This window comes from Rhodococcus sp. Z13_19A (assembly GCF_058133575.1).
In genome coordinates this window covers 111,722-130,465 of the sequence record NZ_JBYUNN010000003.1, presented here as the reverse complement: position 1 = coordinate 130,465, position 18,744 = coordinate 111,722, and the positions used below count along the sequence as shown (strand labels likewise).

At 72.0% G+C, this 18,744-nt stretch carries 18 protein-coding genes; 3 read left to right on the top strand and 15 right to left on the bottom strand.

Features of this window, described 5'->3' with window-relative positions:
* Positions 1-39: 39 nt before the first annotated feature.
* The 7 genes from AC3YNX_RS11730 to AC3YNX_RS11700 form a co-directional block, all read right to left on the bottom strand.
* Positions 40-1,587, bottom strand: coding sequence for an acyl-CoA carboxylase subunit beta (locus AC3YNX_RS11730; RefSeq protein ID WP_127783188.1), 1,548 nt, complete (start codon positions 1,585-1,587; stop codon positions 40-42).
* Positions 1,584-3,230, bottom strand: coding sequence for a steroid-24-oyl-CoA synthetase (casG, locus tag AC3YNX_RS11725; protein WP_489995577.1), 1,647 nt, complete (start codon positions 3,228-3,230; stop codon positions 1,584-1,586). Before casG ends, AC3YNX_RS11730 begins: the two co-directional genes overlap by 4 nt.
* A gap of 64 nt (positions 3,231-3,294) precedes the next feature.
* Positions 3,295-4,119, bottom strand: a complete 825-nt coding sequence (locus AC3YNX_RS11720; protein WP_489995576.1) for an SDR family NAD(P)-dependent oxidoreductase — start codon at positions 4,117-4,119, stop codon at positions 3,295-3,297.
* Positions 4,119-4,730: a PaaI family thioesterase gene (locus AC3YNX_RS11715; protein ID WP_127783191.1), complete on the bottom strand. Its 612-nt coding sequence runs from the start codon at positions 4,728-4,730 to the stop codon at positions 4,119-4,121. The genes AC3YNX_RS11720 and AC3YNX_RS11715 overlap by 1 nt, the downstream gene beginning before the upstream one ends.
* The gene (locus tag AC3YNX_RS11710) at positions 4,727-5,875 is read right to left on the bottom strand and encodes a steroid 3-ketoacyl-CoA thiolase (protein WP_489983001.1); all 1,149 of its coding nucleotides are present in this window, start codon (positions 5,873-5,875) and stop codon (positions 4,727-4,729) included. The genes AC3YNX_RS11715 and AC3YNX_RS11710 overlap by 4 nt, the downstream gene beginning before the upstream one ends.
* A gap of 164 nt (positions 5,876-6,039) precedes the next feature.
* Positions 6,040-6,846, bottom strand: a complete 807-nt coding sequence (locus tag AC3YNX_RS11705; RefSeq protein WP_127783193.1) for an SDR family NAD(P)-dependent oxidoreductase — start codon at positions 6,844-6,846, stop codon at positions 6,040-6,042.
* Complete coding sequence (locus tag AC3YNX_RS11700) at positions 6,839-7,885, bottom strand: 2,3-butanediol dehydrogenase (protein WP_489995575.1); 1,047 nt, start codon at positions 7,883-7,885, stop codon at positions 6,839-6,841. Before AC3YNX_RS11700 ends, AC3YNX_RS11705 begins: the two co-directional genes overlap by 8 nt.
* A 338-nt stretch (positions 7,886-8,223) precedes the next feature.
* On the opposite strand from AC3YNX_RS11700, the gene AC3YNX_RS11695 reads away from it, so the two are divergent.
* A complete protein-coding gene (locus tag AC3YNX_RS11695) occupies positions 8,224-8,961 on the top strand; it encodes a helix-turn-helix transcriptional regulator (protein ID WP_489995574.1) in 738 nt (245 codons plus the stop codon).
* Between the two features lie 17 nt (positions 8,962-8,978).
* Here AC3YNX_RS11695 and AC3YNX_RS11690 read toward each other — a convergent pair whose 3' ends face one another.
* On the bottom strand, positions 8,979-10,346 hold the full coding sequence (locus AC3YNX_RS11690) for a flavin-containing monooxygenase (RefSeq protein ID WP_489982998.1): 1,368 nt from the start codon (positions 10,344-10,346) through the stop codon (positions 8,979-8,981).
* Positions 10,347-10,465: 119 nt separating this feature from the next.
* Here AC3YNX_RS11690 and AC3YNX_RS11685 point away from each other — a divergent pair, with 119 nt between their 5' ends.
* Positions 10,466-11,332 (top strand): amidohydrolase family protein, encoded by an 867-nt coding sequence (locus tag AC3YNX_RS11685; RefSeq protein ID WP_489995573.1) that lies wholly within the window; start codon positions 10,466-10,468, stop codon positions 11,330-11,332.
* A gap of 110 nt (positions 11,333-11,442) precedes the next feature.
* A complete protein-coding gene (locus tag AC3YNX_RS11680) occupies positions 11,443-12,258 on the top strand; it encodes an acyl-CoA thioesterase (RefSeq protein WP_489982996.1) in 816 nt (271 codons plus the stop codon).
* A gap of 86 nt (positions 12,259-12,344) precedes the next feature.
* Here AC3YNX_RS11680 and AC3YNX_RS11675 read toward each other — a convergent pair whose 3' ends face one another.
* The 7 genes from AC3YNX_RS11675 to hisS all read right to left on the bottom strand — a co-directional run bounded on the left by AC3YNX_RS11675 (position 12,345) and on the right by hisS (position 18,743).
* Entirely contained in the window at positions 12,345-13,517 is a 1,173-nt protein-coding gene (locus AC3YNX_RS11675; protein WP_489995572.1) for an acyl-CoA dehydrogenase family protein, read from the bottom strand.
* Positions 13,514-14,665 carry an acyl-CoA dehydrogenase family protein gene (locus tag AC3YNX_RS11670; RefSeq protein ID WP_489995571.1) on the bottom strand — a complete coding sequence of 384 codons (1,152 nt, stop codon included), beginning with the start codon at positions 14,663-14,665 and terminating at the stop codon, positions 13,514-13,516. The genes AC3YNX_RS11675 and AC3YNX_RS11670 overlap by 4 nt, the downstream gene beginning before the upstream one ends.
* A gap of 54 nt (positions 14,666-14,719) precedes the next feature.
* On the bottom strand, positions 14,720-15,514 hold the full coding sequence (locus AC3YNX_RS11665; protein WP_489982994.1) for a TIGR03084 family metal-binding protein: 795 nt from the start codon (positions 15,512-15,514) through the stop codon (positions 14,720-14,722).
* On the bottom strand, positions 15,511-16,155 hold the full coding sequence (locus AC3YNX_RS11660) for a TetR/AcrR family transcriptional regulator (RefSeq protein WP_489995570.1): 645 nt from the start codon (positions 16,153-16,155) through the stop codon (positions 15,511-15,513). Before AC3YNX_RS11660 ends, AC3YNX_RS11665 begins: the two co-directional genes overlap by 4 nt.
* 184 nt (positions 16,156-16,339) lie before the next feature.
* Complete coding sequence (locus AC3YNX_RS11655) at positions 16,340-16,606, bottom strand: metal-sensitive transcriptional regulator (RefSeq protein WP_127783203.1); 267 nt, start codon at positions 16,604-16,606, stop codon at positions 16,340-16,342.
* Between the two features lie 113 nt (positions 16,607-16,719).
* Positions 16,720-17,055: a DUF4870 domain-containing protein gene (locus AC3YNX_RS11650; protein ID WP_489995569.1), complete on the bottom strand. Its 336-nt coding sequence runs from the start codon at positions 17,053-17,055 to the stop codon at positions 16,720-16,722.
* Between the two features lie 416 nt (positions 17,056-17,471).
* On the bottom strand, positions 17,472-18,743 hold the full coding sequence (gene hisS / locus AC3YNX_RS11645) for a histidine--tRNA ligase (protein ID WP_489995568.1): 1,272 nt from the start codon (positions 18,741-18,743) through the stop codon (positions 17,472-17,474).
* Position 18,744: the final 1 nt, after the last annotated feature.

Sequence of the window (18,744 nt, the reverse complement as noted above, 5' to 3'; positions counted from 1 at the left end):
TGGAAAGGGATCAGGACTTTGGGGAACGAGCCGACCGGCTCAGGGCAGGTACCCGGTGCGCTGGACCGGGCCCACCGGGGCGCTGCGGCGTCCCTGGGCCAGTCGCAGCCCGGCCAGCAGCGCGTTGCGCAGCTGGCGCGGGTCGATCACGTCGTCGTAGGTGACGGTGCTCGCCAGCCGCCACGGACCGGCGGCCTCGTTGTCCACCAGCGCCTGCTGGGTGCCGGCGTCCTCCTTGGCGGTGGCACCGCCCACGGCGGCCGGGATCCCGCCGAGCATGGCGTCGGGGAAGGCCAGCGACACGGTCTGGGCGTCGAAGGCGTTCTGCCCCATCACCGAGCTGCCGAACCCGAAGGCCTTGCGCACGGTGACGTGCAGCTTGGGCACCCCGGCCCGGTGCTGCGCGGCGAACATCCGCGCGGCGGCCCGGAGGATGCCGGCCCGCTCGGAGGCGCTGCCGGCCAGCACGCCGGGGTTGTCGGCCAGCTGCACCAGCGGCAGGTGGAACGCGCTGGTGCACTCGATGAAGCGGGCGGCCTTGCTCGCCGCCGCCACGTCCAGGGCGCCGGCCAGCACCAGCGGCTGGTTGGCCACGATGGCCACGGCGGTCCCGCCCAGCCGCGCCAGCGCGGTGATCATGGAGGGCCCGTGCTGGGGCTGCACCTCGAACAGGCTGTCCTCGTCCACCAGCTCGGCCAGCACCGCGTGCATGTCGTAGGGCCGGCGAGGGTTGGGCGGAACCAGGTCGAGCAGCTCCTCCAGCACCCGCTCCCCCACGTCGTCGTTGCCCTCCGCGGGTCCGGCGTCGGGGGTGCGGCTCCAGGCGTTGGTCGGGAAGTACGAGAGGTAGGTGCGGGTCAGCTCGAGGGCCTCCTCGACGTCCGCGGCGACGGCGTGCGCCAGCCCGCTGGCCACGGCGTGCACGGCGGGACCACCGAGCTCCTCCTTGCTGACCTGCTCGCCCAGCGAGGCGGCCACCAGGGGTGGGCCGGCGGTGAACAGCGACGCGTCACCGTCCACCATCACCACGTAGTCCGACATCGGGGCGGCCAGCGCGCCGTGCCCGGCCGACGGGCCGGTGACCACCGCGACGGTGGGCACCAGACCGGCCAGCTCGCTCAGCGCCTGCAGGTCGTTGGGGGCAGGCCGGTGCGGGTGCAGCGCGTTGGTGGCCCGGTGCCCGGCGCCCTCCAGCATCATCACCAGCGGCACCCGCTCCTGCTGGGCCAGCGCGGCGATGCGGGCCCGCTTGGTGGCGGCGGCGGTGCCGATGGACCCGCCGGCGACGGTGAAGTCCTCCGAGCCCACCAGCACCGGGCGCCCGTCCACCAGCCCGGACCCGGCCACGAAGGCGTCGGCGGGCACGGGCTTGTCGGCGGACGCGGTGCCGTCGCCGGCCAGCGCGCCGAGCTCGACGAAGGTGTCGGTGTCCAGCAGGGCCTGCACGCGGGCGCGGGCGTCCACCCGGCCGGTGGCGCGGTAGCGGGCCAGCTTCTCCGGCCCACCCATCACCCGGGCGGCGGCCTGGCGGCGGGCGAGGGTGTCCAGCAGCGGACCCCAGGCCGCGCGGTTCTCCCCCACCGTCACTGGGCGGTGCCGACGGCGGTGGGCAGAGCCTTGCGCATCACCTTGCCGGTGGCGTTGCGGGGCAGCTCCTCGTCGGTGATCAGCCACCGCGCGGGGACCTTGTAGCGGGCGATGCGCTCAGCCACGAACGCGGTGAGGTCCTCGGCGGTGACCGACAGGTCGGGCACCACCACGATGGCGGCCACCTCCTGGCCGAGGTCCTCGCTGGGCGCGCCCACCACGATGCACTCACGCACGGCGGGGTGCTCGATGATCGCGGCCTCCACCTCGGCCGGGTAGATGTTCTCCCCGCCGCGGATGATGAGGTCCGACCGCCGGCTGCTCATCTGCAGCTCCCCGTCGCGCAGCGTGCCCAGGTCGCCGGTACGCATCCAGCCCTGCTCGTCGATGGTCGCGGCGGTGGCCTCGGGGTTGTTCCAGTAGCCGAGCATCACCTGCGGGCCGCGCAGGTAGATCTCGCCCTCGGTGCCGTCGGGCACCGCCTGGCCCAGCGCGTCGCGGACCTCCACCTGCACGGTGACGATGGCGCGGCCCACCGACTCGGGGTTGCGCACCAGGTCGGCGGCGGTGGCCAGGGTGGCGGCGGTGCTGGACTCGGTGAGCCCGTAGGTGGTGCCCAGCGCCTTCCCGGCCACGGGCAGCAGCTCCCGCAGGCCGGCCTTGAGCGCCGGCGAGGACGGGGCGGAGCCGAGCGAGAAGCTCTTCAGCGACGACAGGTCGTACCCGTCCACGCCGTGCTCGAGCAGCCGGCTGGCCATGGTGGGCACCGCGCCCCACTGGTTGATGCGCTCGCGCTCGATGAGGCCCAGGATGCGGTCGGGGTCGAAGCGGCCGGTGTAGATCACCGCGGCGTCACCGAACGCCAGCCGCGGCACCACCAGGTTGTGCAGCGACATGATGTGGAACAGCGGACCGGTGAGCAGGAACCGACGCGGACCCTGCGGCACGCCCAGCTCGGCGGCCACCGCGTCGTTGATGCGGAAGTAGTCCACGGCGCAGATGAGGTTGCGGTGCGAGTGCGTGGCGCCCTTGGCCCGGCCGGTGGTGCCGCTGGTGTACAGGATCACCGCGGGGTCGTCCTCCACCACCACGCACGGCGGCAGCTCCGCGTCGGGGTGGGCCAGCGACAGGTCGCGCACCGCCTCGATGCTCAGCACCGGGACGTCCACCTCGCCCAGCAGCTCGCGGCGGGGAGCGTCGGCGACCACCAGCGACGGCGTGGAGTGCTCCATCCCGTAGGCGATCTCCCGCGCCGACCACAGCGAGTTCATCCCCACCACGATGGCGCCGAGGGAGGTGGCGGCCCAGAAGGTGATGACCCACTCGGCGTTGTTGGCCGACAGCACGGCCACCCGGTCGCCCTTGCCGATGCCGTGCTCGTCCCGCAGCACCGCGCTGAGGGAGGCCACCCGGCGCAGGTGCTCGGTGTAGGTCAGGCGCAGGTCGTCGCACACCAGGTACTCGCGGTCGCCGTAGCCGGCCGACTCCGTCAACAGCTCGTGCAGGCTGCGGTGACGCTGGGCGAAGACCTGCATCTGGTTGCCGCGCACGTCCTCCTCGATGAGCTCGAAGCGCTGACCGGGAGCGGTCAGGCGGGCCATCGCCTCGGCGCGGGGGTCCGACGCCGTGGTCTGGTCAGTCATCGTGGTTCCTCTCGTGCAGGTCTGCAGTGTCGGTCTAGGAGCTGGAGCAACGAACGGGGCCGAATCAACGAACGGTGAGCTGGCCGCCGTCGACGTTCCAGGACTGTCCGCTCACCCAGGCGGCCTGCTCGCTGGCCAGGAACACCGCGGTGAACGCGACCTCCTGGGCGGTGCCGGCCCGACCCAGCGGGATGTTGGCCGCCACGTAGGACTGCCAGACGTCCGGAGCCAGGTCGTCGAGCCGGCTGGTGGCGGTGACGCCGGGGCAGATGGCGTTCACCCGGATGCCGTGGCCGCCGAGCTCCTTGGCCATGGACGAGGTGAGCGACTGGATGCCGGCCTTGGAGGCGGCGTACGCAGCGGTGGCCGCGCCGCCGGTCTTGCCGCCGATGGAGGAGATGTTGATGATCGCGCCGCCCTCGCCCTGCTCCACCAGGCAGCGCCCGAAGGCGCGGCTGACCAGGAAGGTCCCGCGCAGGTTCACCCGCATCACCGTGTCCCACACCTGCGGGTCCAGCTCGAGCACGGGCACCCGGTCGGCCCCGCGCGCAGCGGCGGCGTTGTTGACCACCACGTCCACCCGGCCGTGCTCGGCGAGCACCTGCTCGACCAGCGCCTGCACCGACGCCTCGTCGGAGACGTCGGTGACCACGGCGGTGGCCTGGCGTCCCAGCGCCCGCACCTCCTCGGCCACGGAGTGGATGTCGCGCCAGCCGGCGGCCTTCTCCTCCTCCGGGTAGTGCTCGGGCGAGCGCCCGGTCCCGGTGACCACCACCTCACAGCCCGCCCGGGCCAGCTCGACGGCCACCGCGCGGCCGATGGAGCGCATCCGGCCGGCCCCGGTCACCACGGCGACCTTGCCGGCCAGACCCGTGAGCTCGAGGGCCACTACCCCGCCACCTCGATGAAGAGTCCGGTGGCCTCCACGCAGCGACGGCCGTCGTGGTCGATCCAGCCGCGCACGGTGAGCTTGCGGCCGTCGTGCTTGACCAGCTCCGCGCCCAGGTTCAGCTCCTGGTCCAGCGGGGTGCGGGCCAGGTAGCGCATGGTCAGCGTGCCGGTGACGGCGCGGCAGCCCTCGCCGCGCACCACCGCGCCCAGCAGCATGTCCATCAGCCACGCGCTGATACCGCCGTGCACCGACTCGGGCGGGCCCTCCAGCAGCGCACCGGCCACCAGCGTGGCGCTGACGCTGCCCTCGCCGTAGGTGATCTCCACCGGCACCGACTGCGGGTTGTAGACGTCCATGGTGGCCTGGTGACCCACCGCGATGCGGCCACGGGGCAGGTCACGGTGCGGGCGGTAGCACCGCTCGCGCTGGCGGGTGCTCAGCAGCGCGGAGGCCTGCTCGAGCAGCCGGGCCGCCTCGGTCATCGTGGCAGCGTCGACGTCGGCGAGCCCAACGTCGGTCATCAGGGCGCGGGTGGTCCCGACCAGCTCGGCGTACGCCGCTTGGTCGAGGGACGTGGCGGAGCCCGCGTGACCCGCGGGTGCGGTCACAGCCGCTCGATCACGGCGCCGGTGGCCAGCGCGCCGCCGGCGCAGATGGCGACCACGCCGAGCTGCTTGTCGCGGCGCTCGAGCTCGTCGATGATCGTGGCGATCAGGCGGATACCGGTGGAGCCCACCGGGTGGCCGAGCGCGATGGCGCCGCCGTTGACGTTGAGCTTGTCCGGGTCGACCCCGTGCACGGAGGCCATGGACATGGGCACCGCGGCGAAAGCCTCGTTCACCTCGAACAGGTCGATGTCGCTGACGCTCATCTTGGCCTTCTCCAGCGCGATGCGGGTGGCCTGGACCGGCCCGTCCAGCAGGAAGCTGGTCTCGCCACCGATGAGGCACTGGCTGCGCAGTCGGGCGCGGGGCGTGAGGCCCAGCGCGGCGGCGCGGTCGGAGTCCATCAGGATGGCGGCGGTGGCGCCGTCGGAGATCTGCGACGCGGTGCCCGCGGTGTGCAGCCCGCCCTCGCGGATCGTCTTGAGCGCACCCAGCGCCTCCAGGCTGGTCTCGCGCAGCCCCTGGTCACGGGCGACCACCTCAGGTGCGCCCTCGGCGGGGTTCGGCACGGTGATCGGGATGATCTGACGGTCCAGGCGGCCCTCGGCCCAGGCGTCGGCGGCGCGCTGCTGGGAGCGCAGGCCGAACTCGTCCAGGTCGGCGCGGGTGAAGCTGCGTCGCTCGGCGATGCGGTCGGCGGCCTCGAACTGGGCGGGCAGGTCCACCTTCCAGCCGGGCGGACGGGGCACGCCGAAGCCCTCGGGGATGTTGGACAGCAGCGGCACCCGCGACATCATCTCCACGCCACAGGCCATGCCCACGTCGATGACGCCGGCGGCGATCTGCGCGGCGATGAGGTGCACCGACTGCTGGGCGGAGCCGCACTGGCAGTCGATGGTGGTGGCCGCGGTCTCCTCCGGGTGGCCGGCGTGCAGCCAGGCGAAGCGCGCGACGTTGGACGCCTGCTCGCCGGCCTGGGTGACGCAGCCACCGATGATCTGCTCGACCTGCGCGGGGTCGACGCCGGTGCGCTCCAGCAGACCGGTCTGCACCGCGCCGAGCAGCTCCACCGCGTGCATGCTGGACAGCCAGCCGTTGCGACGGCCGTACGGTGATCGGGCGGCATCAACGATGACGGGGAAACCCATGACAACTACTCCTTCAACGGACTCACGAGGTCGACGCCGACTCCGTCGCGTGAGCGGCACACGAACCAGGTGACCCGACCGTAGGCGGCGACGGTGCGCGACCCGTGCTCACGTCCCACCGACCGAGACCGCGCCGCCTCGCCCCGGCCCCGTCGCCCCGAGGGTCAGAGGCTGGGGCGGTCGGTCACTCCGCCCAGGTCCGGGTAGTTGGACTGCTCCCACCCGCCGTCCACCACCAGTGCGGCGCCGGTGACGTAGGCGGCGTCGGCGCTGGCCAGGTACAGGCAGGGACCGGCGATCTCCTCGGGGGTGCCGGCCCGGCGCTGCGGGATTCGGTCGGTGAAGGCGTCGAGCATGGGCTGGTAGCCCATCACCACGCCCACCAGCGGGGTGTCCACCAGGCCGGGCAGCACGCAGTTGACGCGGATGCCGTGCCGGGCCAGCTCCACGGCCGCGGTCCGGCTGAAGCTCTCCACGCCGGCCTTGCCGGTGTTGTACGGACTGCCGCCGGGCATGGGCACGTGGGCGTTGAGGGAGGCGACGTTGACGATGGCGCCGCCGTTGCCGCAGTCGCGCATGTGCCGCGCCTCGTGCTTGGTGCTGAGAAAGACACCCTTCTGCACCAGGTCCACCGTGAAGTCCCAGTCGGCCTCGTCCAGGTCCACGATGGCACCCATCCGGGCGGCGCCGGCCACGTTGAAGGCCAGGTCGAGCCGACCGTGGGTGCGCACCGCCACCGCCATCGCCTCGGCCACGTCCGCCTCCACGGTGACGTCGGCGACCACCGGGGAGAACGACTCCCCCAGCGTGCCGGCCACCGCGTCCAGCGCATCCTTGGCCACGTCCACGCCGATCACCGTCGCGCCCTCGGCCACCAGCCGGGCGGCGATGGCCCGACCGATCCCCGAGGCGGCTCCGGTGACCACCGCGTTCTTGCCCTGAAAACGTGCGCCCTGCTCCTGCTCAGCCATGTCCTACCTCCACCAACACCTTCATGGCGCGTCCTGCCGACGCGGCCTGGAAACCTTCGGTCACGGCCTCGACCATGGGGACCTGCTGCACCCACCCGTCGAGGTCGTACGCACCCTGCGCCATCAGCGCGATGACCTCGCGGAACTCCTCGGCGGAGTACACCATCGAGCACCGCAGCTGGGCCTCGGAGAACATCAGCGCGTAGGTGTAGAGCTCCACCGGCTGCGGGTAGGTGGCCAGCAGCACCACTCGGCCGCGGGCGCGGACGCTGCTCAGCGCGGTGTCGATGGCCGCCGGGGCACCGGCGCACTCCAGCACCAGGTCAGCACCGGCTCCGTCGCTGCGCTCCAGCACCTCGGCCCGGACGTCGCTGCTGGTCGGGTCCAGCACCTCCAGCCCGAGGGACTCCACCACCGCGCGGCGCTGCGGGGACGGCTCGCTGAGCAGGATGCGCTGCACCCCGGCCACCCGGAGGTTCAGGGCGGCGCAGATGCCGATGGGGCCGCCGCCGAGCACCAGCGCCAGCTCGTCGGCGGCCGGCTCGGCCAGGCGCACGCCGTGCAGGGCCACCGCCAGCGGCTCGACCACCGCGCCCTGGCGCAGGCTCACCGACTCCGGCAGCGGGTGCGCGTTGCGCGCGGGCACCACCGTCAGCTCGGAGAGCCCACCGCCGTGCGCGGAGAGGCCGTGGAAGGCGATCACCGCGCACAGGTGCGCCAGTCCGTCGCGGCAGCGCGGGCAGGTGCCGCAGGAGTAGTTCGGCTGCACCGCCACCCGGTCGCCCACCTGCAGCTGGGTGACCCCGGTGCCGAGCTGTTCCACGGTGCCGGAGAACTCGTGGCCGAGCACCTGCGGCCCGTGCGCCCCGGTGAGCGGGTGCGGCTCCGAGGCGAGGAAGCCCTTGCCCACCACGCTCAGGTCGGAGCCGCAGATGCCGTTGAAGGCCACCCGCACCAGCACCTCGCCGGCGCCGGGCACCGGTGGCTCGAGGTCTTCCAGGCGGAGGTCGTCGGCACCGTGCAGGACGAGCGCCCTCATGTCAGCGTCACGAGAACCGACACTATGGCGGCCAGCGTTCGGCCACAAGTAGTCCGACTCAGAATATTTCGATTCAGTGCAACCGGGCGTCGGCGTAGACGTTCATGGCGTCGCGGTAGTACTCCGCCAGCCCGGGCGCCACCGCCTCAGCCCGATGTCGTCGTCGTGCCGCAGCGTCCGCGAGCTCACGGATCGGCCGGTCTCTCCGGCCACCAGCGACGCTAGGGGTTGGCGCAGCGTCAAGGTCAAGGCCAGTCACTCGCGCCGGGGATGCTTATGATCGCGGTCACAGCCGCGCCTCAGCCGCCGGACCCACCCCTAGCCCCAGGATCGTGCCCATGCCCGTTCGTGCCGGCCTGACCGCCACCGACTACGAGCTGGTTCTCGACGTCTCCGCACACTGCGGGTCGGCGGACACCGTGCCGGAGTTCTCCGAGCGGCTGCTGGAGTCGCTCGCCGCAGCCTTCGGCGCCCGCTACACCACCTTCTTCCGCGGCCACAGCCTGCGCTCGGCCTTCGACGACCACGGCGCGGTGGTGCACGGGGGCGGACGGACCAGCCTGGCGCACTACCACGCGCACTGGCGGTCGGTGGACGTCTTCGCCAGCTCGCCGTCGCTGCAGCACCTCAACCGCAGCGGCGTGGTGTCGCTGCACGAGCTCGCCGACATCAGCCACTCCTTCCGCGACCGGGTGATGGCGCCGCGCGGGCTCACCGGCGCCGCGGCGCTGCGGCTGCCGCTGCCCGCGGGCACGGTCGGGGTGGTCGGGCTGTTCACCGTGGACCAGCCGCGGCTGGGCGTGCGGGACCGCCAGGTGCTGCAGCTGCTGGTGCGCCAGCTCTCCCTGGTCTCGCGCCTGCTGCCCGAGGCCGCGCCGGTGGACGCCCTCGCCGGGCTGCCCCGCCGCGAGGCCGAGGTGGCGCGGCTGGTGGGCGAGGGTCTGGGCAACGCCGACATCGCGCTGCGGCTGGGCCTGGCGGTGGACACGGTGAAGAAGTACGTCAGCCGCGCCCTGACCGCCACCGGCTGCCAGTCCCGCACCGAGCTGGCGGTGCTGCTGCACCGCAGGAGGTAGCGCCCCACCCGCAGGCCTTAGCCGACGCTGACCTGCTCCGCCCGCGGCGGCACCGGCAGCTGGTTGCCGGCCTGCGTCGCCCGCTTGCGCCCGGTCGCGATCTCCTTGACCAGGTCGCGCACGTAGCGGCCGAAGTCCACCTGGATGGTGTGCCGCGGGGTGTCGTAGTACTGCTCCAGGCTGGCCTTCTCGTCCTTGCGCATGATCAGCCGCATCTCGTTCACCGAGGGCAGCGCGTACTCGCCCGTGAGGTAGGCAGCGAGGAGCTTGCTCTGCTGCTCGGCGAAGTTGATGATCGTCGGCGACGCCTGGGCCAGGCCCATGAAGAACAGGTTGTCGACGCCCGGCTTCACCATCCGCTTGAACAGCGGGAACCGGTTGTCGGCGTCGGGCTGCAGCGCCGGGTCGGTGAAGAACGGGAACTCCATGTTGTAGCCGGTGGCGCACACCACCACGTCCGCTGTCACCGAGGTGCCGTCGGTGAAGTGCACCGTGTCGCCGTCGAGGCGGGTGATGGCCGGCTTGCAGGTGAGGTCGCCGGAGCCGGCCTTGGCCAGGAAGTCGATGCTCACCGACGGGTGCGCCGAGAGCGGCTCGTGGTCGGGCTTGGGCAGCCCGTAGTCCTCCATGTTGCCCACCGCCTTCTTGATCGCCTTGCGCGACAGGGCCAGCCCCAGCTTGCGCGGCATCCACGGCGGCTTGGCGGCCTTGTCGGCGGGCTTGCCGTTGCGGTACTTGCTCAGCACCCACACCCCGCGGCGACCCGACACCCACAGGTTCTTGGCGATGGAGCGGTGCGAGAGCTCGGAGGCGATGTCCATCGCCGAGTTGCCCATGCCGACCACCACCACGTTCTTGCCGCGCATCTCCACCGGCTCGAACGGGCTGCGGTAGGCGTGCGAGTGCAGCACCACCCCGTCGAAGGTGCCGGGGTACTCCGGCATCCGCGGGCTCCAGTGGTGCCCGTTGGCGACCACCAGCACGTCGTAGGTGCGCGCCTCACCGGTGTCCAGGGTGACCGTCCAGATGCCGTCGGATCCGCGCTCGGCCCGCTCCACGCTGGTGTTGAAGGTGATGGTCTCGCGCAGGCCGAACGTCGCCACGTAGTCGCGGAAGTACTGGTGCATCAGGGTGTGGTGCGGGAAGTCCGGCCACTCCTCCGGCACCGGGAAGTCCTGGAACTGCAGCCGGTACTTGGAGGTGTCGATGTGCAGGCTCTCGTAGCAGGCGGAGCGGCCGTTGGGGTTGTTGTAGTACCAGGTGCCGCCCACGTCGTCGGAGCTCTCGAAGCAGTCGTAGGGGATGCCGGCGTCCTTCAACCGCTTGGCGGTGCTGAACCCGCTGGGACCAGCTCCGATGATGCAGACCTTCGGCAGTGCGCTCATGTGCAGCAACGCTATGGCGTGGATCACGCCGCCACCAGTGCACCAAGGTGGACCCAGGGCGTCCACTGAGCGGACAGCCGTGCTGCGCCGGCACCTCTCCACCTGCGATCGTCTGCGACGTGAGCTTTCCCGCGGACAGCCCGATCATCGACACCTTCATCGGCTTCCGGGAGGCCGGGGGCGGCGAGTACGACTTCATCACCGCCCAGACCAAGGACCGGGAGAGCAAGGAGGAGTTCAGCTTCCCTGCCCAGTACATGTTCACGGACGTCCCGCACGACCTGCCCACCGACGACCCGGTGTCGGTGACGCTGCGGGAGATGGACGCCCACGGCATCAGCATCGGCATGGTGAGCGTGTCCACCGCCTCGGGGCGCCGGGCCGTGACCACGCACCCCGACCGGTTCGTGCCGCTGGGCAGCGCGGTGGACCCACACGACATCATGGGCACCCTGGCTCGGATGCGGCGCGAGCACGAGCAGTTCGGCATCCGCTCGGTCAGCTCCTTCGCCGCGGGCACCTTCCCGCAGGTGGCGCTGAACGCCCCGCAGATGTACCCGATCTACGCCACGTGCGTGGAGCTGGGCATCCCGATCTTCGCCTGCGTCGGCGTGCCCGGCCCGCGAGTGCGGATGGCCCCGCAGCACGTCGAGCTGATCGACGACGTGATGTTCGACTTCCCCGACCTGGTCTTCGTCACCCGCCACGGCGGCGAGCCCTGGCAGGACCTGCTGGTCAAGCTGATGCTCAAGTGGCCCAACCTCTACTTCTCCACGTCGGCCTTCGCGCCCAGGCACTACCCGCAGGCCATCGTGGACTACGCGAACACCCGCGGCGCAGACAAGATCCTCTACGCCGGCTACTTCCCGGCCGGGCTGTCCCTGGAGCGCATCGCCGCCGAGCTGCCGGGCGTCGGCTTCCGCGACGAGGTGTGGCCGAAGTTCTTGCACCTCAACGCCCGGAAGGTGCTGAAGCTCGACGCCTGAGCCGCTGGGTGCGGCCCGGGCACCCTGGTCGACCGCCACCGCCACCGTGTGGTGAGGTTCAGGTGAGATCACGCCCCAGCTGACCGACCTGCGACGACCCGAGGAGTCCCGTGCCCCCCATCGACGAGGTCCTCAAGGTCGACCAGCTCGCCGAGGACGTGTTCCAGGGCAAGTCCTTCGACACCAGCATGCAGCGCACCTTCGGCGGCCAGGTGGCGGCCCAGTCGCTGGTGGCGGCGGTGCGGACGGTGCGCGAGGACGTGCGGGTGCACTCCTTGCACGGCTACTTCCTGCGGCCGGGCGACCCCGACGCCCCCACCGAGCTGCACGTCGACCGGGTGCGGGACGGGCGGTCGTTCCTCACCCGCCGGGTCACCGCGATCCAGCACGACAAGGCCATCTTCTCCATGTCGGCGTCCTTCCACGCCCACGACGACGGCCCCGAGCACCAGGACGACATGCCCCGGGTGCCCGGCCCGGACAACCTCTCCGCGCTGGGCGGGGTGAACGAGGCGATCAACGACTGGTTCCGCCAGGAGTGGCCGGACTGGGACATCCGCATCGTGCCCGCGGTCGACATGTCCACCAGCCGAGGCCTGGCCGCGCAGCAGCGGGTGTGGATTCGCTACCGCCACCAGCTGCCGCCCGACCCGGTGTTCCACGTGTGCGTGCTGGCGTACATGAGCGACATGACGCTGCTGGGCTCCGCCCGGGTGCCGCACCCCGACGCACACACCCAGGGCGCGTCGCTGGACCACGCGCTGTGGTTCCTGCGCCCGTTCCGGGCCGACGAGTGGCTGCTCTACGACCAGACGTCGCCGTCGGCGGGCTTCGGGCGCGCGCTCACCCAGGGCCGCATCTTCGACCAGGCCGGCAACATGGTGGCGGCCGTGGTGCAGGAAGGGCTCATGCGCTACGCGCGCTAGCGCCTCTTGGGGGGCGTTCAGGGCCCTGATCGCCCTCCAGGGGCTCCCTGGGGGCGACAAGGGCCCTGAACGCCGTAGCGGAGCGGCTAGTACGAGCGCGGCAGTCCCAGGGTGTGGGTGCTGACGTAGTTGAGGATCATCTCCCGGCTCACCGGGGCGATCCGCATCACCCGCGAGGCGCCGAGCAGCGCGCCCAGCCCGTACTCCGCGGCCAGGCCGTTGCCGCCGTGCACCTGCACCGCCTGGTCGATCACCGCGCACGCGGCCTCGGCGGCGGCGTACTTGGCCATGTTTGCCGCCTCGCCCGCGCCCTTGGCCCCGGCGGTGTACATCGCGGCGGCCTTCTGCGTCATCACCCGGGCGAGCTCGAGGGAGATGGCGGCGTGGGCCAGCGGGTGGGCGATGCCCTGGTGCGCCCCGATCGGCGTGCCCCACACGTTGCGGGTGCGGGCGTAGTCGGTGGCCTTGTCCAGCGCGAAGCGTCCCAGCCCGGTGGCGAAGGACGCGGCCATGATCCGCTCCGGGTTCAGCCCGGCGAAGATCTGGCTGAGCCCGGCGTCGGGGTCACCGACGATGGCGTCGGCCGGCAGCCGCACGTCGTCGAAGAACAGGGTGAACTGCTTCTCCGGCGAGACGATGTCCATCTCGATCATCTGCGCGGTGAGGCCCGGGGCGTCGGTGGGCACGATGAACACCGAGGGCAGCCCGCGGTTGCCGGCGGCGTCGGTGTGCCGGGCCACCACCAGCACGTGCGAGGCCTCGTCCACCCCGGAGATGTAGTACTTGCCGCCGTTGAGGATCCAGTCGTCGCCGTCGCGGCGCACCGCGGTGCTCAGCTCGTGGCTGTTGGACCCGGCGTCGGGCTCGGTGATGCCGAAGGCCATCTTGGTGCTGCCGTCGGCAAAGCCGGGCAGCCAGTGCTGGCGCTGCTCCTGGGTGCCGAACTTCTCGATGATGGTGCCGCAGATGGCCGGCGAGACCACCATGAGCAGCATGGGCGAGCCCTGCGCGGCGAGCTCCTCGCACACTGCGGCCAGGTCACCGATGTCACCGCCACCGCCGCCGTAGGCCTCGCCGATGGCCACCCCGAGGTAGCCCAGCTGACCGGCGCGGTCCCACAGCTCGGTGGTCTTGCGGCCGTTGCGGGCGCAGTCCTGCAGGTAGTCCCCGCCGAACTCCGCGCCCAGCGCGGCCACGGCCTTGCGCAGCTCCTGGCGCTCGGCCGACTCGGTGAACGCCGTGGCGGCGCCGGCGCTCACTGCCAGCTCCACAGCTTGGCCGCGAGGTCCACCATGATCTCGCGGGCTCCGCCGCCGATGGGCAAGATGCGCACGTCCCGGTAGTGCCGTTCCACTTCAGACTCCCTCATGTAGCCCATCCCGCCGTGCAGCTGCACGGCTTCGTTGACGACGTAGTCGGCGGCGTCGCAGGCCATGTTCTTGGCGACGCACACCGCGGCGATGTCGGTCTCCCCCGCCGCGACCCGCGTGGCGAGGTCGCGGGTGTAGGTGCGGGCCAGCTCGATGCGCGAGCGCATCTCCACCAGCTTGTGCTGCACCACCTGGCGCCTGATCAGCGGCTTGCCGAAGGTCTCCCGGTCGCGCGCCCACTGCAGGGTCAGGTCCAGGCAGCGCTGCGCGGTGGCGTAGGCCTGCACGGCGATGGAGATGCGCTCGTGCTGGAACTGCATGGCGATCTGCAGGAAACCCTGGTTCTCCTCGCCCACCAGGTTGGCGGCGGGCACGCGGACGTCGTCGAAGGACAGCTCGCCGGTGTCCGAGCACAGCCAGCCCATCTTCTCCAGCCGCCGGGTGACGGTGAAGCCGGGGGTGTCGGTGGGAATCACCAGCAGGCTGACGCCACCTGCGCCCTTGCCGCCGGTGCGCACCGCGGTGGTGATGAAGTCGGCGCGGGTGCCGGAGGTGATGTAGGTCTTGGCCCCGTTGACGATGTAGTCGTCGCCGTCGCGCCTGGCGGTGGTGAGCAGGTTGGCCACGTCGGAGCCGCCGCTGGGCTCGGTGATGCCCAGCGCGCCGATCATCTCCCCGGCCAGGGTGGGCCGCACGAACCGGTCGACGAGGTCGGGGTTGCCGGCGGCGACGATGTGCGGCAGCGCGATGCCGTGGGTGAACAACCCCGCCGCGAGGCCCGAGCTGCCACCGGCCTGGATGAGCTCCTCGTTGAGGATGACCGCGTCGAGGAGGTCACCGCCGGAGCCGCCGACGGCCTCGTCGAAGGCCAGGCCCATCAGGCCCTGCGCCGCCGCCTTCCTGTGCAGCTCGCGCGGCAGCTCACCGGCACGCTCCCAGTCGTCCAGGTGCGGCAGGACCTCCCGCTGCACGAAGGTGCGGATGGTGGCCCGGAGCTCGGTGCGCTCGGGGGTCTCGAACAGGTCGTTGACGCTCACGGTCGGAGTGTCTCCTCGGGGTGTGGGCCGGTCGGGGGCAAGCACGGACGGGAGTCAGGAGCTGGGGACGGTGGCGGGCGCGCGTCCGGGGCCGGGTGGCCCGGCGAAGGCCTGGGCGATGCGCAGCCACTCCTCGGCTCCGGCGCCGGTGGTGCGCAGGGCGAGGTCGTCGAGGTGGCGGCGCTGGGTGACCCGCAGGCAGAAGTCCTCGGCCGGGCCCTGCACCACGTCGGTGTCGGACTCGCCCCAGCACCACAGCTCACCGTCCGGCGCAGTCAGCTCCACCCGCACGTCGCCGGTGGGCGGGGTCAGGCCGTTGACCAGGTAGGCGAAGCCGCGGGTGCGCACGCCGATGTGGCAGATGTGGCGCAACCGTGCGGTGGGCACCCGCCGCTGACCCAGGGCGTCGGCGACGTCCTGGCCGTGCGCCCAGGTCTCCATCAGGCGCGCGGTGGCCATCGAGGTGGGGCTCATGGGTGGTCCGAACCAGGGCAGCTTCTCCCCCGGCGTGGCGGCGGCCAGCGCCGCCAGCAGCTGCGCCCGCCCCTGGCGCCACCGCTGGAGGAGCTCCGGCGGTGGCTGCGTGGCGTCGCGCTCGGCGACGGCGTCCACAAAGCCCATGGGGTCGGCCGCGGCGCCGGTGAGCACCTCGGTGAAGCCGTCGAGGTCGGTGGCCGCCAGCACCGCCACCTGGTCGGTCCACGCCAGGTGCGCCACCTGGTGGGCCACGGTCCACCCGGCGGCCGGAGTCCCCCGCGCCCAGTCGGAGTCGGGCAGGTCGGCCACCCGGGCGTCGAGGTCGTCGTTCTCCTCGGCGAGGTCGGTCAGCAGCTGGTCCAGGGCACTCACGTCTTGCCTCCGAGCTGGTCGTCGAGCTGCCCGGCCCACTGCCGGACGATCTTGGCGCGCCGCACGCTGTCGTCGGCGAGCTGGTTGGCCAGGGCGAGCCCGCGGGCCAGGTCGAGGGTGGCCTGCACGGCCTCCCGCACACCGGGCACCGACTCGTCAGCCCCCAGCAGCTCCACCGCCATCCGGTGACACTCACGGCCGAGCTTGGCCTGCAGGCGCAGCACCATCGGCGTGAGCTCGGCGTCGGTGCGGGCGGCCACCCACAGCTCGAGCGCAGCGGCGAACACCGGGCTGATGAAGAAGTCCACGATCAGCTGGACCACCGCCTCGGTGCGCACGGCGGAGCGGGACCTGGACAGCGCCGTGGCGCTCTCCCGGAACTCCTGCACGCCGCGGGAGCCGACGTGCTCCACGGCGGCGGCCACTAGGGCGCCGCGGCTGGCGAAGTGGTGCAGCTGCGCTCCGCGGGAGACCCCAGCACGCTGGGAGACCAGAGCCGTGGTGGTTCCCGCCCAGCCGTGCTCGGCCAGGCACTCCACCACCGCGTTCATCAGCTTCAGCCGGGTCTCCCGGCTGCGCTCACCCTGAGTCTGTCGACCCGCCGGGGCGGTGACGCTGGGCGTCACCGCCGGTGTGGTCATGGTCACCAGTGTGCGGGGTCAACGAACAAACAGTCAAGTCTGCTTGTTTGTTCTTCTCCTTGGTTGTCCCTCGGGAGCGGCGGGGGTCGAGGTGCGACAGCGGGCCCGGACGGAAGGATCCGTCCGGGCCCGCTGTCAGTGTCGGTGCTGGTGCGTCGGCGTCGGTGCTGGTGCCGCGGGAAGGTCAGGCCAGGGAGAGGAAGAGCTTCTCCAGGTCTGCCTCGGTCATCGGCTGCTGCTCGGCACTGTCCCCGTTGAGGCACTCGCGCAGGCCGGAGGCCACGATCTTGAACCCGGCCCGGTCGAGGGCCTTGGACACCGCCGCGAGCTGGGTGACGACGTCCTTGCAGTCCCGGCCGTCCTCGATCATCGAGATCACCCCGGCCAGCTGGCCGTGCGCACGTCGCAGCCGGTTGAGCACCAGGTTGATGCTCTCCTCGTCACCTGTCATCAGACTTCCCTTCCGTGAACCGTCCACCGACGATACGCCGATACCACCGGGGGCATCATCGGTGGTGAAGGGAAGCTGGCGCGGGGGCCGCTCGCGGACTGCCCAGCGCGGGTCTAGCTGATGAACCGCCAGGTGAACGGGTACCGATAGTCCTCACCCTTGCTGGCCGCGACGCCGGCCAGCACGCTGAGGACGACATCGGCGACGTAGAGCACCGGCAGCAGCAGGAAGCCGATGAGCAGGACCATCAACAGCGCGGAGATGACGTAGGCGATCACCAGGGTGATCTGGAAGTTCAGTGCTTCCACCGCGTTCCTGCGGGTGTACGGCGACTCGTTGCCCTTGATCAGCATCACCAGCAGCGGGCCGAGGAAGCCGAGCACGATCCCGCTGAGGTGCGCCAGCAGGCTCCAGGTGGTCTCGTCCGGCGAGAGCTGGCGGCCGGCCACGTCGGAGTACGGGCGCGGAGCGACACCGGGTTGGCCCTGCTGCCCGTACCCCGGCTGGCCGTACCCCGACGGCGGGGAGCCCGGCTCGCCGTAGCGCTGGGCGCCGGGCGGAGGACCGGGTTGGGACGGGCCGGGCGGCGGACCCGGCTGCGTCGGCCCTGGCTGCGTCGGACCCGGCTGCTTCGGCCCCGGCTGCGACGGACCGGGTTGGGCCGGGCCCGGTTCGGCTGGGCCCGAGAGAGGTTCCCCGGGCTCGGCCGGTGCCGACCCCTGGGCTGGGCGGTCATCAGACGGCTCAGACGGAAATGGCTGCGTCATGACCACACACTAGGGCGGGACGGCGACCGGGAACAGGTACTCACGCCTGCCTAACTAGGCAGCCGAACAAGTCCCTGCCAGGGCCGGAGCCGGCCGGCTCAGCCCAGCGCGGCCTGCACCGCCGCGAGCACCTCGGCCGCCGGGACCTCCGCCTGGGAGCCCGTGCTGAGGTCCTTCACGCCCACCCGTCCCGCCTCCAGGTCGCGGTCCCCCACCACCAGCGCGAGCCGGGCACCGGAGCGGTCGGCCGCCTTCATCGCGCCCTTCATCCCGCGCCCGCCGTAGGACATGTCGGCCCGGATGCCCGCCGCGCGCAGGGTGGCCACCAGCTGCACCACCGCGTCCTTGGCCGCCTCGCCCAGGGCAACCCCGAACACCTCGCACCGGGCGACGTCGCCCACGGTGACTCCCTCGGCCTGCAGTGCCAGCAGGGTGCGGTCCACCCCCAGTCCGAAGCCGATGCCGGACAACGCCTGGCCGCCCAGCTGGGCCATCAGGCCGTCGTAGCGCCCTCCCCCGCCGATGCCCGACTGGGCGCCCAGCCCGTCGTGCACGAACTCGAAGGTGGTCTTGGTGTAGTAGTCCAGCCCGCGGACCATGCGGGGGTTGATCACGTAGGGCACTCCGAGAGCGTCGAGGTGGCGACGCACGGCGGCGAAGTGCTCGGCAGTCTCGGCGGAGAGGTGGTCGAGCATGAGCGGGGCGTCGGCGGTCAGCTCGCGGACCTCCGGACGCTTGTCGTCGAGCACTCGCAGCGGGTTGATCTCCGCCCGAGCCCGCGTGGCCTCGTCCAGGGGCAGCGAGAACAGGAACTCCCGCAGCAGCTCGCGGTACTGCGGCCGGCAGGTGTCGTCGCCCAGGGAGGTGATCTCCAGGCGGAAGCCGGTGAGGCCGAGGCCCCGGAACCCAGCGTCGGCGATGGCGATGACCTCAGCGTCCAGCGCAGGGTCGTCCACGCCGATGGCCTCCACGCCGACCTGCTGGAGCTGGCGGTACCGACCGGCCTGCGGGCGCTCGTAGCGGAAGAACGGGCCGGAGTAGCTGAGCTTGGTGGGCAGCTGGCCGCGGTCCAGGCTGTGCTCGATGACCGCCCGCATCACGCCGGCGGTGCCCTCCGGGCGCAGCGTGACCGAGCGGCCGCCGCGGTCGTCGAAGGAGTACATCTCCTTGCTCACCACGTCGGTGGACTCGCCGACGCCGCGGGCGAAGAGCGCGGTGTCCTCGAAGATCGGCAGCTCGATGTGGCCGTAGCCGGCGAGCCGCGCCGGACGGGTGAGGCCCTCGCGCACGGCGAGGAACGCCGAGGAGTCAGCCGCACCAGCGCCGGGGTAGTAGTCGGGAACGCCCTTGGGGGCGGAGAAGGTGGCCACG

What these genes read in the sequence shown, in the direction of transcription:
- AC3YNX_RS11705 (WP_127783193.1), bottom strand. Translation starts at nt 6,846, where the DNA reads ATGGCTGAGCAGGAGCAGGGCGCACGTTTTCAGGGCAAGAACGCGGTG.
- AC3YNX_RS11690 (WP_489982998.1), bottom strand. Translation starts at nt 10,346, where the DNA reads ATGAGCGCACTGCCGAAGGTCTGCATCATCGGAGCTGGTCCCAGCGGG.
- AC3YNX_RS11710 (WP_489983001.1), bottom strand. Translation starts at nt 5,875, where the DNA reads ATGGGTTTCCCCGTCATCGTTGATGCCGCCCGATCACCGTACGGCCGT.
- AC3YNX_RS11655 (WP_127783203.1), bottom strand. Translation starts at nt 16,606, where the DNA reads ATGACAGGTGACGAGGAGAGCATCAACCTGGTGCTCAACCGGCTGCGA.
- casG (WP_489995577.1), bottom strand. Translation starts at nt 3,230, where the DNA reads ATGACTGACCAGACCACGGCGTCGGACCCCCGCGCCGAGGCGATGGCC.
- AC3YNX_RS11700 (WP_489995575.1), bottom strand. Translation starts at nt 7,885, where the DNA reads ATGAGGGCGCTCGTCCTGCACGGTGCCGACGACCTCCGCCTGGAAGAC.
- AC3YNX_RS11660 (WP_489995570.1), bottom strand. Translation starts at nt 16,155, where the DNA reads ATGACCACACCGGCGGTGACGCCCAGCGTCACCGCCCCGGCGGGTCGA.
- AC3YNX_RS11695 (WP_489995574.1), top strand. Translation starts at nt 8,224, where the DNA reads ATGCCCGTTCGTGCCGGCCTGACCGCCACCGACTACGAGCTGGTTCTC.